Source organism: Sphingomonas lacunae (assembly GCF_012979535.1).
Classification (GTDB): Bacteria; Pseudomonadota; Alphaproteobacteria; order Sphingomonadales; family Sphingomonadaceae; genus Sphingopyxis; species Sphingopyxis lacunae.
In genome coordinates, this window is record NZ_CP053015.1 from 1,602,702 (window position 1) to 1,618,852 (window position 16,151).

General features: G+C 63.4%; 14 protein-coding genes. 5 read left to right on the forward strand and 9 right to left on the reverse strand.

The genetic code is table 11. The features are described from left to right. Positions 1–2 precede the first annotated feature (2 nt). The 4 genes from GV829_RS07640 to ygfZ form a co-directional block, all read right to left on the reverse strand. Positions 3–683 (reverse strand): MBL fold metallo-hydrolase, encoded by a 681-nt coding sequence (locus GV829_RS07640; protein WP_425505408.1) that lies wholly within the window; start codon positions 681–683, stop codon positions 3–5. Positions 684–726: 43 nt separating this feature from the next. Continuing rightward, positions 727–1,281: a retropepsin-like aspartic protease family protein gene (locus GV829_RS07645; protein WP_169945499.1), complete on the reverse strand. Its 555-nt coding sequence runs from the start codon at positions 1,279–1,281 to the stop codon at positions 727–729. A gap of 40 nt (positions 1,282–1,321) precedes the next feature. Further along, a complete protein-coding gene (locus tag GV829_RS07650; RefSeq protein ID WP_169945501.1) occupies positions 1,322–2,302 on the reverse strand; it encodes a hypothetical protein in 981 nt (326 codons plus the stop codon). A gap of 62 nt (positions 2,303–2,364) precedes the next feature. After that, entirely contained in the window at positions 2,365–3,087 is a 723-nt protein-coding gene (ygfZ, locus tag GV829_RS07655; RefSeq protein WP_169945503.1) for a CAF17-like 4Fe-4S cluster assembly/insertion protein YgfZ, read from the reverse strand. A gap of 132 nt (positions 3,088–3,219) precedes the next feature. On the opposite strand from ygfZ, the gene pyrC reads away from it, so the two are divergent. Next, entirely contained in the window at positions 3,220–4,254 is a 1,035-nt protein-coding gene (pyrC, locus tag GV829_RS07660; RefSeq protein ID WP_169948095.1) for a dihydroorotase, read from the forward strand. Positions 4,255–4,329: 75 nt separating this feature from the next. Then, complete coding sequence (locus GV829_RS07665; protein WP_169945505.1) at positions 4,330–5,925, forward strand: lysine--tRNA ligase; 1,596 nt, start codon at positions 4,330–4,332, stop codon at positions 5,923–5,925. Positions 5,926–5,931: 6 nt separating this feature from the next. Here GV829_RS07665 and GV829_RS07670 read toward each other — a convergent pair whose 3' ends face one another. Further along, complete coding sequence (locus GV829_RS07670; protein WP_169945507.1) at positions 5,932–6,969, reverse strand: fatty acid desaturase family protein; 1,038 nt, start codon at positions 6,967–6,969, stop codon at positions 5,932–5,934. Positions 6,970–7,091: 122 nt separating this feature from the next. Between GV829_RS07670 and GV829_RS07675 the strand changes: the two genes are divergently transcribed. The 3 genes from GV829_RS07675 to GV829_RS07685 are packed head-to-tail and all read left to right on the forward strand — an operon-like array spanning position 7,092 to position 10,687. Then, on the forward strand, positions 7,092–8,687 hold the full coding sequence (locus GV829_RS07675) for a toll/interleukin-1 receptor domain-containing protein (protein WP_169945509.1): 1,596 nt from the start codon (positions 7,092–7,094) through the stop codon (positions 8,685–8,687). Positions 8,688–8,715: 28 nt separating this feature from the next. Beyond that, a complete protein-coding gene (locus tag GV829_RS07680; protein WP_169945511.1) occupies positions 8,716–9,255 on the forward strand; it encodes a hypothetical protein in 540 nt (179 codons plus the stop codon). A gap of 49 nt (positions 9,256–9,304) precedes the next feature. Then, positions 9,305–10,687: a tetratricopeptide repeat-containing protein gene (locus GV829_RS07685; RefSeq protein ID WP_169945513.1), complete on the forward strand. Its 1,383-nt coding sequence runs from the start codon at positions 9,305–9,307 to the stop codon at positions 10,685–10,687. Between the two features lie 27 nt (positions 10,688–10,714). Here the strand turns inward: GV829_RS07685 and GV829_RS07690 are convergent, their stop codons facing one another. The 4 genes from GV829_RS07690 to GV829_RS07705 all read right to left on the reverse strand — a co-directional run bounded on the left by GV829_RS07690 (position 10,715) and on the right by GV829_RS07705 (position 16,098). Then, on the reverse strand, positions 10,715–11,386 hold the full coding sequence (locus tag GV829_RS07690) for a Crp/Fnr family transcriptional regulator (protein WP_169945515.1): 672 nt from the start codon (positions 11,384–11,386) through the stop codon (positions 10,715–10,717). Positions 11,387–11,461: 75 nt separating this feature from the next. Continuing rightward, positions 11,462–13,309, reverse strand: a complete 1,848-nt coding sequence (locus GV829_RS07695) for a DUF885 domain-containing protein (protein ID WP_212612113.1) — start codon at positions 13,307–13,309, stop codon at positions 11,462–11,464. 83 nt (positions 13,310–13,392) lie between these two features. Beyond that, the gene (locus GV829_RS07700; RefSeq protein ID WP_169945519.1) at positions 13,393–14,664 is read right to left on the reverse strand and encodes a metal-dependent hydrolase family protein; all 1,272 of its coding nucleotides are present in this window, start codon (positions 14,662–14,664) and stop codon (positions 13,393–13,395) included. 159 nt (positions 14,665–14,823) lie between these two features. Continuing rightward, positions 14,824–16,098: an RcnB family protein gene (locus GV829_RS07705; protein WP_169945521.1), complete on the reverse strand. Its 1,275-nt coding sequence runs from the start codon at positions 16,096–16,098 to the stop codon at positions 14,824–14,826. Positions 16,099–16,151 lie beyond the last annotated feature (53 nt).

Sequence of the window (16,151 nt, forward strand, 5' to 3'; positions counted from 1 at the left end):
CCTCAGCTCAGTGCATAATCGCTCACGAACGCATTGACCTTTCGTTCGTGGGCGAATGTGCTGGTCGGGCCATGACCGGGAATGAAGGTCGTGTCGCCGCCGAGCGGCCACAGCCGTTGGGTGATGGCGTCGATCAGCTGCTGATGGTTACCCATCGGGAAATCGGTCCGGCCGATCGACCCCTGGAACAGCACATCGCCGACAATCGCCAGCTTTGAAGGGCCATGGTAAAACACAACATGGCCCGGCGTGTGGCCGGGGCAATGGATGACGTCGAGCACCAGATCGCCGACGGTCACCGTATCACCCTGATCCAGCCAGCGGTCGGGTTCAAAGACGGCGCCATTGACGCCATAGCGTTGCCCGTCCTCATCCAGCCGGGCGATCCAGAAACGGTCGGCCTCGTGCGGGCCCTCGATCGGCACGCCCATTTCCTTGGCCAAGGTCCCGGCTTCGCCGCAATGGTCGATATGGCCGTGGGTGATTAGGATTTTTTCCAGCTCGACCCCGGTCTTGGCCAGTGCGTCCTTCAAACGGAACAGATCGCCGCCCGGATCAACCAGCGCCGCCTTGTTGGTTTTGGTGCACCACAACAGGGTGCAATTCTGTTGCAGCGGCGTCACCGGAATCATAACGGCGCGCATCGGCGGCAGGGGCTGGGCGGTTTGGTTCTGATCAGTCATGCCAGACAAATGGCGCGGCCCGGCCCGCCATGCAAGCTGTCGATCAGCGCAGGCGCATCACATCATCGCGGATTGTTACTTCGGACAATTGCGCGAGATAGCTTTGCCCGAGCAGCGACTGGCCGAGCAGGCCCGCCGGCACGACGGCACCGGCAATATTGCGCCTTTCTATGCCATTGACCGACAGGCGGTCGATGGTCACTGGTGCCATCTTGACCTCGCCACCCGCGGTTCGGGCGGTGGCGGTGAAATCGGACGGGGACAGGTAGATGCCGACGGTGCGTGCATCGGCCTCTGTCAAGACGACCAGACTGGCCCCCGAATCGACCAGCATCGTCAAAGGTCGGCCGTTGACCGTCGCATTGGCACGGAAATGCGAGTCAGCATCGCGCCGCAATTCTACCAGTGCCAGTGGTGTTGTCGACGCCCTGTCCGGCCTTGCTGGATGAGCGGCGCCTCCGCTGGAGACGGTTCGGGCATCACCGTCATCGTTCATTAGTGCAGCGACATGGGTCGCATCCTGGCGGGCCAGCAGCTGCACAGCCCAAAGGGCCGCCGAAAAGCCGAAAAAGGCAATGAGGAACGCGCGCGTGACCATGGCGCTGCATAGCATCGGCGCCCTACCATCGGGTTAAGTGTCAGGGTTCGTCGGCGCCGGATTGCGATTGGAAGGTGCCAAAGCTGGCGCGTGCATCTTCACCCCGTCCGTTCAGGTGGATGCGGGTGCAGGCATAGGGACGACCGGCCATATTGTCGGCATCCTTGCTGTCGATCGGCCACAGCCCTGTGGCGCCGGGGCGCGCTGAAAAACAGGCGATGGCGTCCGCACCGGTTGCCCGCGTTTGTTGATCGTGCCAGCCAGCATCGGCCCACAGGGGCGGTTTCCAGCCGAATATTTCCATGCTGATCGTCCCGGCACCGGCACCGGCACCGGCACCGGCGCGAAACGGCGCGAAAGGGCTGTTTTCCGTGTCGAGGATCAGCGCCAGCGACGCATCGACACTGCGTGCAGCGAGGCGACCATCGGGGCCGCCGCCATGCATAGCGACAAGCAACGGTCTGTTTCCGGAGCGGATTGCATCGAGGAACCGGTTGGCTTCTGCTGTCATCCGTGATCGAACCTCGCCTTCACCCAATGGGGCAAGGTTGCCGAGGTCTTCACCCGCGCTGGCCGGCAGCAGTCGGCGCAGACGCGCCGGGCCCAGCGGTTCGACCGCCGTTGCCGTCAGAAAACGTCCAAGGGCATAGTGGCAATATCCTGTCATCATGACGATGACATTGCTGTCCCGCGCCTGAAGCGCCGCCTGCGCGCTCGCGCAATCGCCGATGCGCCCGGTCACCCGCACGCGTGTGGGTTCTGCAAAGTCTGCTGAGGCGTAGAAACCCAGAGCGGCGCCGCTGCTTGTCGGATCATTGGCAATCCGTTCCAGCCGGTATCGTGCGCGGTCATCCTCCACCAGCACGCGGCCAATGGCGATACCTTCCATCGTGACACACGCACCATCAAGCGAGCCGGAGGTGGCTTCGGCAAAGGTTGCTGCCTGTGTCGACGACGCGTCACAACCGGCCGGAGAAGCGGCCTGGGCCGTGGCGAGCGTGGCGAAGAGCAGCAACGACATGCAGCAAGGCTAAGCCCGGCTTCATTGCCTGTCGATGAATGGGATGGAGCGGGCGGTCGGGCCTAAACCTCCACCTCCCCCATCCATTCACGGCGGCCATGGGCGGGAATGTCGGTCACGCGCCAATGCTCGACGCTCAGGCCAAGTTCGGGATAGGCCGCCATTTGACGCTTGGGGTCGGTATCGACCAGTGGCAGGACAACGATCCGCCGGTTGACCTTTTGCCGCCAGTTCATCCGCGCTGTATTTTCCTGCCCGACATAGCAACCCTTGGAAAAACTGACGCCATGCAGTTCGGCGGCATTGCATTCGAGCCACAATGTCTCGCCGCTGCCCAGTTCGGCGACACCCTCTGCCACTCCAAGCGCCAGACGATGGGCGCGCCAGCCTTGCGACGCGTCGTCGCCGGCGGGCTCGGCCAGCCAGCGCTTGCCCAGGGCGGCGAGGCGCGGGTCTGCGGTGCCAGCATCCCCGGTTGCCGACCAATGCACGGCAAGACGCGGTTCGGGTGACAGGGCGATCGGGCGGCGCAGGCGATAAAGGGTCAGCCGCTTCATCAGCGGTTCTGCCGCCGCGGCTTCGCAATCTATCAACAGGTCATCGCCGCCTGCGGGGTCGGACCAGACAAGGAAATCGAACAGGCATTTGCCCTGGGGGGTCAACAGCGCGGTCCAGACGGGGAGCGGTCCGGTGACATCATTGGTCACCAAAGCCTGCAAAAATCCGCGCACATCCTCCCCCGACAGGCGGATCAGGGCGCGGTCCAGGAGCATGGTCTCGGTCATCCGCAACAGATAGGATGGAAACCGCCCCATGTCATCGGGTAGCGAGCGCCAAAGCATTCGGCCCAAGCTTGTCGAAGGACCGCTTTTCCTCCTAGGGGGGAGGTGACTTCATCCCGTGACGAAAGCCCAGCCATGAACCGCCTGACGATCCGCCGCCCCGATGACTGGCATGTCCATTTGCGCGATGGGGCGATGCTTGCCTCGGTCGCGCCGGCCACCGCCCGCCAGTTTGGGCGGGCAATTGTCATGCCCAACCTGTCGCCGCCGGTGACGACGGCCGCTGCCGCTGCCGCCTATCGGACCCGTATCCTGGCCGCTGTGCCCGAAGGGGTCAGCTTCATGCCGCTGATGACCTGTTACCTCGTCGATCATATCGACCCGGAGGAACTGGCGCAGGGCCATGGTGAGGGGATTTTCACCGCCGCCAAACTCTATCCTGCCCATGCCACTACGGGCAGCGCGCATGGCGTGACCAACGTTGCGCACATTTACCCTGCGCTCGAACGGATGCAGGCGATCGGCATGCCTTTGCTGATCCATGGTGAGGTGACAGACAATCATGTCGATATTTTCGACCGGGAAGCCGTGTTCATCGAACGGACGCTGAAGGGCATAGTCCGCGACTTTCCCGAGCTGCGCATCGTCTTTGAACATATCACCACGGCGGAAGCGGTGGATTTTGTCGATGCTGCCGGGCCGAACATCGCCGCGACGATCACGCCGCAGCATCTCCATATCAACCGCAATGCGATGTTTGCAGGAGGACTTCGTCCGCATGCCTATTGCCTGCCGGTTGCCAAGCGTGAGAAACACCGGCTGGCGCTGCGCAAGGCGGCGACGTCGGGCAGTGGCAAATATTTCCTCGGCACCGACAGCGCGCCGCATGCCCAATCGGCGAAGGAAAGTGCCTGTGGCTGCGCCGGTATCTATAACGCCCCCTTTGCGCTCGAAAGTTACCTGGCAGTGTTCGAGGAGGAAGGGGCAATTGACCGGTTCGAAGGCTTTGCCAGCCTCAACGGCCCGGCCTTTTACCGCCTGCCACTCAACGAGGGCACGGTCACGCTGGTGCGTGAGGATCATGTCGTGCCTGACGCGCTGGAGGCAGGGGGACAGCCGATCATCCCGTTCCATGCCGGAGAGACTTTGCACTGGCGCATGGTGGAGTGAGCCCGCCAGCCGGCAGGTTGGGCCGGGCGCGATGATTTTCTTGCAATGCAGCATGAACGGCGCAAAGGACGCGGCATGACTGATACTGCCGCACTGCAAGCCGCCGCCCTCAAGTCCAAGGCCTGGCCTTTCGAGGAAGCCCGCAAGATTGCCAAGCGTTACCCGAACGGGAAACGCGATGCATCCGGCGCGCTGGTGCCGGTGCTGTTCGAAACCGGCTATGGCCCGTCGGGTCTGCCGCATATCGGCACGTTCAACGAAGTGCTGCGCACAACCATGGTGCGCCGCGCCTATGAGGCGCTGACCGGCGGGCATCCAACGCGGCTGGTGGCGTTCAGCGACGACATGGACGGCCTCAGGAAGGTGCCCGACAATGTACCGCAGCAGGATGTTCTTGCCGCGCAACTGGGCAAGCCGCTGACCGCGATCAGCGATCCGTTCGGCGAGTATCAGAGCTTCGCGCACCACAACAACGCCATGCTGTGCCGCTTCCTCGACCAGTTCGGTTTCGAGTATGAGTTTGTCAGCTCGACCGAGCAGTATAGGTCCGGGGCGTTCGACCAGGCGCTGAAGGGCGTGTTGCGCCATTATCAGGCAATCATGGACATCATGCTGCCAACACTGCGCGCTGAGCGGGCGGCGACCTATTCTCCTGTCCTGCCGATCAGCCCGACCAGCGGCATCGTGCTGCAGGTGCCGGTGGAGGTGGTCGATGCAGAGGCGGGTATCGTCCGTTTCGAGGATGAGGGGCGGACCATCGAACATTGCATCCTCTCGGGCGGCGCCAAGCTGCAATGGAAAGTCGACTGGGCGATGCGCTGGGTCGCGCTCGGTGTCGATTATGAAATGTATGGCAAGGACCTGACCGACAGCGGCGTCCAGTCTGGCAAGATTGCCCGCGTGCTCGGCGGGCAAAAGCCCGAGGGGCTGATCTATGAGATGTTCCTCGACGAAAAGGGCGAGAAAATCTCAAAGTCCAAGGGCAATGGCCTCTCGCTTGAGCAGTGGCTGACCTATGGCACGCAGGAGAGCCTGGCTTTCTATGCGTTCCGCGAGCCCAAGTCGGCCAAGCAGTTGCACGTCGGCGTGATCCCCCGCGCGGTCGATGAATATGAGCAGTTCCGCGCCAGCTATGCCGCGCAGGATCTCGACAAGCAGCTCGGCAATCCGGTGCACCATATCCACAATGGCGCGGTGCCGGATGTCGCGCCACCAGTGACATTCGGCCTGTTGCTCAATCTGGTCGGCGTGCTCGGCGGTGATGCCACGGCGGAACAGGTTTGGGCCTATCTCGGCAACTATGTCGAAGGAGCCAGCGCGGCGACACATCCGGCGCTCAATGCGTTGATCGGCCACGCGCTTGCCTATAACCGCGACTATGTCGCCCCGACGCTCAAGCGGCGCGCACCGGCAGGTGGCGAGGTCGGCGCATTGCAGGCACTCGACGCCGCGCTCGGGCAGCTGGGCGAAGGCGCCAACGCCGAGGACATCCAGAATGCCGTCTATGAGATTGGCAAGGATGAGGCGCATGGCTTTGCGTCTTTGCGCGACTGGTTCAAGGCGCTCTATGAAATCCTGCTCGGCAGTGAACAGGGCCCGCGCATGGGCAGTTTTATTGCGCTTTACGGTGTTGCCAATACGCGCAAGCTGATTGCGGAAGCGCTGGGCTGATGGAGGCTAGTGCGCCGTCACCACACGGCGCATGACTTGCGCATAGCCATCAGCCAGCGTCATCCTCTCCCCATAGCCACGATCGATGAGAAGCTGGTGGACGCGAGGGAGGTTGTAACAGGGCACGCCCATGAACAGGTGATGTTCGGCGTGGAAGTTGACGTAATAAGGCGCGACCAGCGCCCGCTCGGTCCAGCTCGCCAAGGTGGTGCGGGCGTGGGTGAAGGGGTCGGCGCTGCCGGTCGTGGTGCAGGCATGTTCGGCGATATTGCGGATGCGCAGGGCAAGCTGGAATGTCGTCGCCAGTGCCGCTAGCCACAACAGGAACGGCGTCCAGCCCCACAGGGCGAGTGACAGGGCGAGCAGGATCGCCTGCACGACGAGGAAGCGCCCGACGGTTTTGGTCACCGCCATCGCGCCCGCCGCGCTTGCCTCGGCAGGACCGTTGATCCCGGCCGCACCCTGGCGGTTGAAGGGCGTGCCGGCGGTGGCATCTTTTTTGGCGGCCGTCTCGCCACCTTCGCCGCGCAGCATTGCCTTAAGGCCGATGATCGCGATGCCGAATTGCGCCATACGCTGCTTGAAAAAGGTTTGCCCGGTCATGTCGCGCAGCACCTTGCGCCAAAGGCTGGCAGCGGTGGTCGGGAAAGGCTTGCTGAGCCCGAGATCGGGGTCCTCGGGCTGTTGGGTGTAGCGGTGGTGGGTGAGGTGATAGGCGCGATAGCTTTTGAGGTCGCTGCCAACCGCGGCACCTGTCAGCCATTCGCCAGCGAAATTGTTGAGCCGGCGATTGGGATGGGTGCATCCATGCGCCGCATCATGCATCAATATGGCAAGGCCGAGCTGCCGGCCGCCAAGGAGAAAGATGGCGGGAATGAAGGCGAGCCAGTGGCCCACCCACAGCGTCGCGGCAATAATCAGCGCGACACAGATCCAGCCGTGAGCGATCAGCGCAAGACCGCGCCACCGGGACACATGGGTGAGCGCGCGCCATTCCTGGGCTGAGAAAATGTCGGTTGGTCTGACAGCGGCAACAGCGGGCATGGCAGGATGCTAGCCGGGAGGTCGCCATGAAGCAATTGCACAGATGCGACATTGACCACGCGTTGTTGTTGCGGTTTGCAGGCAAAGTGGCATGATATGGCAAGGCTAATGGGGTCAGCTACATGTCATCTCTCGGGAACGAAACGGCGGTGGCGCCGCCAATCGCTGCCGCGTCGCGTCACTTTGCCGCCTTTATAAGCTATTCCCATGATGATGAGGCGATCGCCCGCTGGCTACAGGGCAAGCTGGAAACCTATCGCTTGCCGCGCGGGCTGCGGCCGTCGGGCAGTGCGGATGTGGGTCAGCCCATGGGCAGGGACGGCGACCGGCTGGGCGCCATCTTTCGCGACCGGGAGGATTTTGCCGCCGCCACCAGCCTGTCCGACGCGATCCGGCAGGCGCTGGCGGATTCGCAGGCACTGATCGTCCTGTGTTCACCGGCTGCTCGGGCATCGGCCTGGGTCAATGCGGAGATCGAGCTGTTCCGGCAAGTGCATCCTGACCGGCCAGTGCTGGCGGCAATTGTTGATGGCGAACCAGATGAAGCGATGCCGGCCGCCCTGTTGGCCGATGGGCGTGAGCCATTGGCAGCCGATTTGCGCAAGGTTGGCGATGGACGACGGGTGGGCCTGCTGAAGATTGTGGCGGCGCTGTGGAGCTTGCCGCTCGGTGCGCTGATCGACCGGGATTCGCGACGACGGCTGCGCACCGTGATAGCGGTCACGGTCGCCGGCGTGATCGCCATGGCAAGCATGGCAACTATGACCGCCTTTGCCATCCAGTCCCGAAACGATGCCCAGCGCCAGCGCGCTGAGGCAGAGGGGCTGGTCGAATATATGCTGACCGATCTGCGCACCCGGTTGCGCGGGGTGGGCAGCTTGTCGGTGATGAGCGCGGTCAATGATCGGGCGCTGGATTATTATCGCAACCAGGGGGATCTGGACGCCCTGCCTGACGATAGCCTGGAACGGCGTGCCCGCGTGTTGCAGGCGATGGGCGAGGACGAGATGCGCCGAGACCGGCTGGATGTGGCGCAAGAGAGGGTGCAGGCTGCCTTTGCCTCGACCGAGGCGCTGATGCGGCGTGATCCCAGCAATCCCGACCGGGTTTTTGCCCATGCGCAGAGCGAGTTCTGGATGGGGGAACTGGCCCGGCGACAGGGTGACGAGGCGGAGGGTGCGCGCCGGATGCGCAACTATGCCGTTCTGGCAGGTCGGCTGCGCGCCATTGATCCAGACCATGTGCGGGCCTTGCGCGAAGTCGGCTATGCCAACGGTAATCTGTGTTCACTGGCCGTGCGCTCGCCCGAGCCGGTGGTCAGCAACAATTGCGCCATAGCGCTGGAAGCCATGCGGGAGGTGCGGGCGCTGCGCACCGAAGATCCGCAGGCGCAGGTTGACCTCATCAACCGGCTGACCTGGCATGGCGAATATGAGCATCGGGCCGGCCGGATCGAGCGCGCCAATGGTGCCTGGGCCGAAGCGCTGACCCTTTCGCGGCAGCTTGTTGAGCGCAATCCGGGAAATCGCGATTCGCTGGATATGCTGGTCGCTGTGTTGCTGACGTCCAGCAAATTCAGACTGGAAAGCGACCCGGCTGAATCGCGGCAGCAGCTCGCCGAAGCCGAATCCATCATCAATGATCTGAGCCGGTTCGACCCTAGCAATGAACGCTGGCGCCGGCTGCGCAAGGATGTTGCAGAGCTGCGGTCCCGGTAGGGCGCGCAGAAATTATGGGGAACAGAGCATGAGCAGGATGTCTGTCGAGTTGACCAAACAATGGCCCGGTGCCCAGCCGCAGCTTGCATGGATTTTCAGCGTGGGTGAAACTGCGGGAAAGGCGCTGAACATCGTCTATAAAAATGCCCGCAGCGTGACCGGCGCAATCAATATGCCAGCCGAACTGGCTGCGGGCGCCGGCAACAAGGCGCCTGTCTATGCGAGTTCCCCAAACCGCAATCCGACACCGACCGCGCTCAGCCTCAAGGCCAATCAGGACCTTATTCTGGGTTTTGTGCTGGATGCGAAAATGGGCGCGATATTTGCCGATGCGCCATTTTCCGGCGGCTACAGGGGGGCTGAGAACGATTATTATTCTGTCACCCGTGTGTCGGATACGACGGCCTATCTGGTGATCAAGGGATCGTCATTTGGTGCAGGTGACTATAGCAAGCCGTTCAATATTCACCTGGTGGCAAAGGGGACCCAGGGCAACAATGTCGCCTATGTGACTCCTTTGATCATTGATCCTGACACGCGTTGGCCGGATGGTTGGGGTCCGCCGTGATCCCGCAGGCCCGTTCCAGACTCATGACCATAGCCATTGTCCGTGTTGCATGACTGACCTGTCCCTTATCCGCCGACTGGCCCGCGTTGGTGCGGTCGAGCGGGCGTGGGCGCTGTTGGTCGATGCGGGACTGGACAGGGTGTTGGGTGATGCGCGTGTGTTGACCTTGAAGGGTCGCCTGCTCAAGGACCGGGCAATGGCCATGTCCGCGCCTGAAGAACGGCATGAACGCGATGAATTGTTGCGCGCGGCCGCCGAAGCTTATGCCGCCGCCGCTGCCTTGACCGGGGACAGCTACCCCCGGATCAATGCGGCGGCGCTGGCCCATCTGCGCGGGGACAGGGCCGGTGCTGCGGGGCAGGCGACTGAGTTGCTGGGCCTGATCGATACCGGCCACCATGGCGGCGAGACACCCTATTGGCTGGAGGCTACACGCGCCGAAGCCTATTTGCTGAGTGGCCAAGTGCCAGCAGCCGAGGCAAGTCTGGCCAAAGCGGTTGCGCTGGCCCCGCGGGCGCGGGAGGACCGCGCCATAACCCTGCGTCAATTCCGCCGGCTGTTACAGGCAGGGGGTGGCGATTGCAGCTGGCTGGACCGGTTTGCCCTGCCGCCGGTGATGCATTTCCGCGGGCCAATGGCGGTTGCGGACGATCCGGGCGCTGCCGATGTGGCGGCAGCGGTGGCCGACATAGGTCCGGGCGTGGCGATCGGCGCGCTGGCCGCGGGCACGGACATTATCGCTGCGGAAGCGGCGGTCGCGGAAGGCGCGGAGCTGCATATCGTCCTGCCCAGTGAGATTGAGGCGTTTCGCCATGGATCGGTTCTGCCGTTTGACGGCGATTGGAATGCGCGGTTCGATGCTCTGCTCGATCAGGCGGCCAGTATCGAATGGCTGGAAGAAGAAGGCGGATTGACCGACGCCGCCGTGCGCATGGCCGATGATATGGCGATGGGCCTCGCAGGGATTGAGGCGCAGGCGGCCGATGACGAGCCCGTATTGTTGCGGGCCAGATGGGCCGGTGCGGATGCTGTTCCCAATCTGGGTGCCCCACATCGTCAGGTTCTCGTCGACCTGCCTCGTCCAGACAACATGCCGACATGCGCATTGCCGCCGCCGATGGAGCCGGTTGTAGCAGTGGCACGGGCAGGTGATGGCATGATCGAGTCCCGTTCCATCAACGATTTGGCCCAATTGCGTGGTGAATTGGCGGCAGGCGATAGCATTGATGTTGTCGTGACCACTGCCTTGCCCCTCGATCCCGCGCCGCCACGCATCGCGGCGATGCAGCAGTTGGACAATGACATGACCGTGCTGGCTTCGCGCCCGGCAGCCCTGTTGCTGTGGGCCCATTGTCCCGGCAGCCGCCCGGTCCTGGCGGGCAGCGCCATGGCGACGACTGGCGCATTCGAACTTTACGACATGCTGGTTTGATGCGTCAGGTGGCGGTTTGGCGCTTCGTCAGACAACCAGTTCTTCGAGCATCCGGGGGGACTGAATGACCAGCCGTCCGGCTTCGCGCCGGATGATGCCGCGACGTTCAAGGTTGGAAATGGCGCGGGACGCAGTTTCGCGGGTGGTTTGCACGCTGACCGCCAGAGCCGCGACAATCGGTGCGGGCTCAATGACATGGTCCGGACCAGCCATTTCGAGCAGTCGGGCATGGATACGCCCGACCGCCGTCAGGCTGATGCGTGCCGCGAGCCTGTCGAGCAATGTGCCCGACTGTCGGGCATAACTGCGAGCCACGGCCAGCGCGAAGTCACTGTCCGCCAGACCCAACCTTTCGATCTGACTCGTCCCGACCGTGAGCAGGCGGGTTATGCCATGAGTGGTCAATGATGCGCTCATCGCCCGTGGACGGCGTCCGAAATGGCCGATCAGATCGCCAGGCGGGTGGGTCGCCACGACGGTGTTGCGCCCTTCCGGAGACAGGACCTCACACCGGACATTACCATCGAGAATCAACCAGTTGCTGTCGGCCTCGTCCCCCTGGTGAACCAAGGTCACAGCATGGGGGGCAATGCGGGGCTGACCCATGGCATAGAGTGATTGCGCGGCGCGCAGACTGCATTCCAGCGCGCTTGCTATCGCGGCGATGTCATCGCCGGTCTCTGTATGCGGTCCCTGCATGGCCGCCATGCTAAACGGTCGGCGGATGCGTGCAAGCTGCTATTATGTGCATCCGCCGCTTGTCTCCGACTGCGGTCAGGCGGGGTTGCCCGCCTTTACCTCAGCAATCCAACGGTCGATCTTTTCTTCCAGGATCGGCAGCGGCAACGAACCGGTCATCAACACCTGGGCATGGAATGCACGGATGTCAAAACGGTCACCCAGTTCGGTTTCCGCCTTGCGCCGCAAACGCTGGATGGTCAGCGCGCCGACCTTGTAGGCCAAGGCCTGGCTGGGGATGGCGATATAGCGTTCCACCTCTGCTGTCGCATCGGTGCGGCCCATGTCACTGTTGGCGAGCATGTAGTCGATGGCCTGTTCGCGGGTCCAACCCTTGGCATGGATGCCGGTGTCGACAACCAGACGCATGGCGCGCAGCATTTCATCCGACAGGGTGCCAAAACGCTGATAGGGGTCATCATAAAGGCCCATGTCGAAACCCAGCGTTTCGGCATAGAGGGCCCAGCCTTCGACATAGGCGGTATTGCCGCCGAAGCGCATGAAGGGCGGCAGGGCTTCATTCTCTTGCGCTAGGCTGATCTGGAAATGGTGACCGGGCGCACCTTCGTGGAGATAGAGGGTGGTGATACCCGGCGTGGTCCGGCTCGGCAGGTCATAGGCGTTGAAGTAGAAAATTCCGGGACGGCTGCCATCAGGGGTTCCGGACTGATAGCTGCCGCCCGCTTCGAACCGCTCGCGGAACGGCTCATAAGGACGGATTTCGAGGCCGGCGCGCGGCAGGCTAGAGAAGAAACGGCCAATCTGGGCGTCGACCAGGCGGCCAACATCATAATAGCGCTGGGTCAGCGATTCGCGGGAGGATTCCTTGAACTGCGGATCGGTGCGCAGATGCTGGAAAAATTCCTGGAGCGTGCCAGTGAAGCCGACCTGCGCGCGGATACGCTCCATTTCGCCATGGATACGGGCGACTTCGCTGAGACCGAGCTGGTGGACCTCCTCCGGTTCAAGCGGCAGGGTGGTGGTCTGTTCGATCATCTGGCGATAGAGCGCCTCCCCACCGCGCATCGAGCTGAGGCCCACTTCGGTCCGCGCCTGAGCGACATAATCGTCCCGGAGGAAGTCGCGGAGGCGAGTCAGCGCCGGAAAAATCTCGGTGGTCAGTGAACGGCGCAGCTTTTCAGTCTGTTCGGCGCGCTGTTCGGGCGTGAAACTTTCCGGGAAATTGGTCGCCGGTCCCCAATAGGGGGATTCTTCGAGCGGCTGCTCCAACTGTGTATTGAGCTGGCTGATGACATTGTCGATGGTCATGCGCGTTTCCACGACGCCCGACGCCAGACCTTCACGGAAGCGACCGACCGACCGGTCAATAAGCGTCGCGAATTGGGTGTGGCGCTTCAGATTATTCTCATAATCCTCGACGGTGCGAAACGGCGCCGCGCCGCGTCCGCTGGCAAAGGTCGGATAGAAAGTGTGGAAACCGAAGAAGTGGTTGATCGGCCGGACCACATTGAGCGCCAATATCTCCGGCTGGAGGCTGCGCAATGTGTCGCGCTGTGTATAGGCGAACACGTCATAGGCCAGCTGGTCGGTCGGGTTGAGCGCCGCCCGGTCAATCCTCTGCAAGGCCGCAAGGTCCGCCTCTGCCGCTGCCCGTTCGCCGTTGAAATAGGCGTCGGTGATATTGTCGCCCAACTGGTCGGCATAGCGCATGTCACCGCGGAACAGCGCGCCCAGCGGGTTGCGGCGCATGCTGGCCTCATCGCTGTCGCGGAACAATTGCCACAAGGCGTCATGCGCCGGATTCGGTGCTTCGGCCGTTGCAGCAGCCGGTGCGGGCGTCCCGGCCGGCGTGGTCGAATGTGCGAGCGCGGGTGAGGTAAAGGCCAGGGCAATCAGCGGGAGAGAGGCAGCGATACGGCGCATTGGGAAGGACTCCATCGATTGTGTATTGTTACAATAATACAGTAAGGGCGGTTCGCGCAAGGACCAATTGACCGGCCTGAGGATCAGGGAATCACGCGGCCGCGCACCATCACCCAGCGCACTTGTTCCAGAGTGCGCACGTCCGTCAGCGGATTGCCGTCGACCGCAATCATGTCCGCCGAAAAGCCGCGGGCGATGCGACCGATCTCTCGTTCCATGCGCAAGGTCCGGGCGGCAACGGTGGTGGCGCTGGCCAATGCTTCACGCGGGGTCATGCCGGCATCGACCATCAGCTGGAATTCCTGAGCATTCTGGCCATGCGGAAAGACCCCGGCATCGGTGCCAAAGGCGATCGGCACATTATACCGGCGGGCGAGCCGGACATTGTCGCCCAGATGATCGAGGGTCTCACGGATCTTGGACTCGACGACCGGTGTATAGATGCCGCGACCCAGACCATCGCGAACGCCGGTCAAGGCGCGCAGCGTCGGGACCAGCGCCGTGCCGCGCTGTTGCATGACGCGGATTGCGGCTTCATCAACAAATGTGCCATGGTCGATCGTGTCGATCCCAGCCGCTGCCGCTGCTTCCACACCGCGCGCGCCATGGGCATGGGCCATGACTTGCAGGCCCAGGCTGTGCGCTGTGGTGGCAATCGAGGTCATTTCCTCGGTGGTAAAATGGGCTTCGAGCCCACGGGCCTGTTGCGACAGGACGCCGCCCGTCGCGGTGATCTTGATCACGTCCGATCCTGCGCGCGACGCTTCCCGCACCCGCTCGGCGCATTCGACCGCGCCGGTGCAGGTGAAGTTGGTGGCAAGCGCGTGCAGCACTTCCTCGCGAAAGCCGGTGACGTCGCCATGCCCGCCGACGATTGACAGGGCCGGGCCGGCAGCGACGATGCGTGGTCCCGGAATCACCCCTTCGGCGGTACCCCGCCGCAGGACGAAACCGACGTTGGCGGCCGATCCGGCCTCGCGCACGGTGGTGAAGCCGGCGCGGACCGTGGTCAGCGCATTGCGGGTGCCGACAACCACGCCCCATTCATCCGGATCGACCGCTTCGCGCCAGAATTCGCCACCCGGATCGCTCGACAGATGGACGTGCATGTCAATCAGGCCGGGCAACACCGTCTTGTCGAGCAGGTTAATCACCGTCGCCCCTTCGGGTGCCGGGCGGACACCGGGAACAATATCGGTAATGCGGCCATCGACGACAGTGATGGTCGCCGGGCCGAACATGTCGGATTCCGCCGTGGCAATTAGTCGGCCGGCATGGATGACCTGTGTGTCGGCGAGGGCGGGAGCGGCAAGAAACAGGGCGACTGCTGTGAGGGCGGCGCGAAGCTGGCGCATGAAAGGATCTTTCCCGGTTGATCAACTGGCTGCGGACGTTGCAGTGGTAACCAGCCGTACGCAAGGCCGATTTGGGCCAGAGAGGCTGTTGAGCCACAAAAAGACGGGGCGGGCCCTTGCCGGACCCGCCCCGCCTGGTGCCCTGCCGTGATCAGGGGTTCACCAGAAGAAATTTTCGATCACATCAACGACCTGTCCGGTGGTGATATCGACCAGCAGCGCGTCGTCATAATAGCGCACCCAGCGATAGGGCCCGTAAACGTCAGGCAGGCGATAATACCAGGGATCGTTGATCCAAAATTGTTCGGCATAAAACAGCGGCCACAGGTTGAATCCTATGTGCAGTCGGCGGTAGCTCCAGTCCCGATAGGGCGAATAATAGCGGGGCAGCCGGTAGAAGCTGGAATAGCGCGTGCGGTGCGATTGCCAGTCGTAGCGGCGGTCATTGCGCCAGCTGCGATCCCAGTTGCCATGGCCCCGGTTGCCATAGCGCCCGGCATAGCGATCATTGTCGCGGCGGTCCCAGCGGCGGTTGTTGTCATAGCGGTTGCCGTCGCGGCGGTCCCAGCGGTTGCGATCCCAACGGTCGTCATTCCGCCGGTCCCAGCGGTTATCGTCATAGCGCCGGCCATTGTCATAGCGATTGCCGCCATTGGTGCGTTCGGCATTGCGGATCACTCGCTGCCCATAACCAGTGCTGGTCGTTTCGGTGCGGCGGTTGGAATTCCAGTCCCCGGCGCGGTTGCCGCCGCGGCGCTCATAACCTCGGGTGGCATCACCCTGGCGATAGCGATCACGGCCCTGCCAGCGGCCACTGTCTGCCGGGGCGGGGCTTGCCGTGGTCGTCGTTGAGCTCACTGGCGGCTGCCAGCGGTTACCGTCACCACGGCGACCGCCCCAGTCACCGCGCGTCGCGGGGCGCTCGGTGCTGCGCTCGACAGGGCGTTCCGCGCGCGGCTGGCGCCAGCCGCCCGCATCATTGTTGACCCGGGCGCGGTAGCCGCCGCCGCGGGCATCGCCGGCGCTTTCGGCGCGACCGCGCCAGCCACCGCCATTGCCGTCCCCCCTGCCGCGCCAACCGCCGGCTGACGGCGCGCTCGGAGTCGGCGAGGGTGTGGGAGACGCGGTCGGGCCGCCCCAGCCACCGCCATCATTGGAGCGGCCGCCGCCACCGCCGCGACCACCCCAGCCGCCGCCGTCACCGCGACCTCGACGCTGGAAATCGCCGCTGTTGGTGGATGGCATGGCTGGCGTGCTGCGCACGGTGGATGCGGGCAGGTCGACGGAATGGATGCCACCGGAAGTAGCGGCAATGGCTGCTGCCCTTGCCTGGGCGCGAACCTGATCACCAAGGCTGTCCTGCGCCTGGACAGCGGAAAGGGGCGTAAGGGCAGTGGCTACGATGAGCAGGGTGCCGAACCAGCGACTCGTCATCTTTTCAATCCTCCGCCGGACTGCTCGACGCGAATCATGCGCGGCTCTGCCGG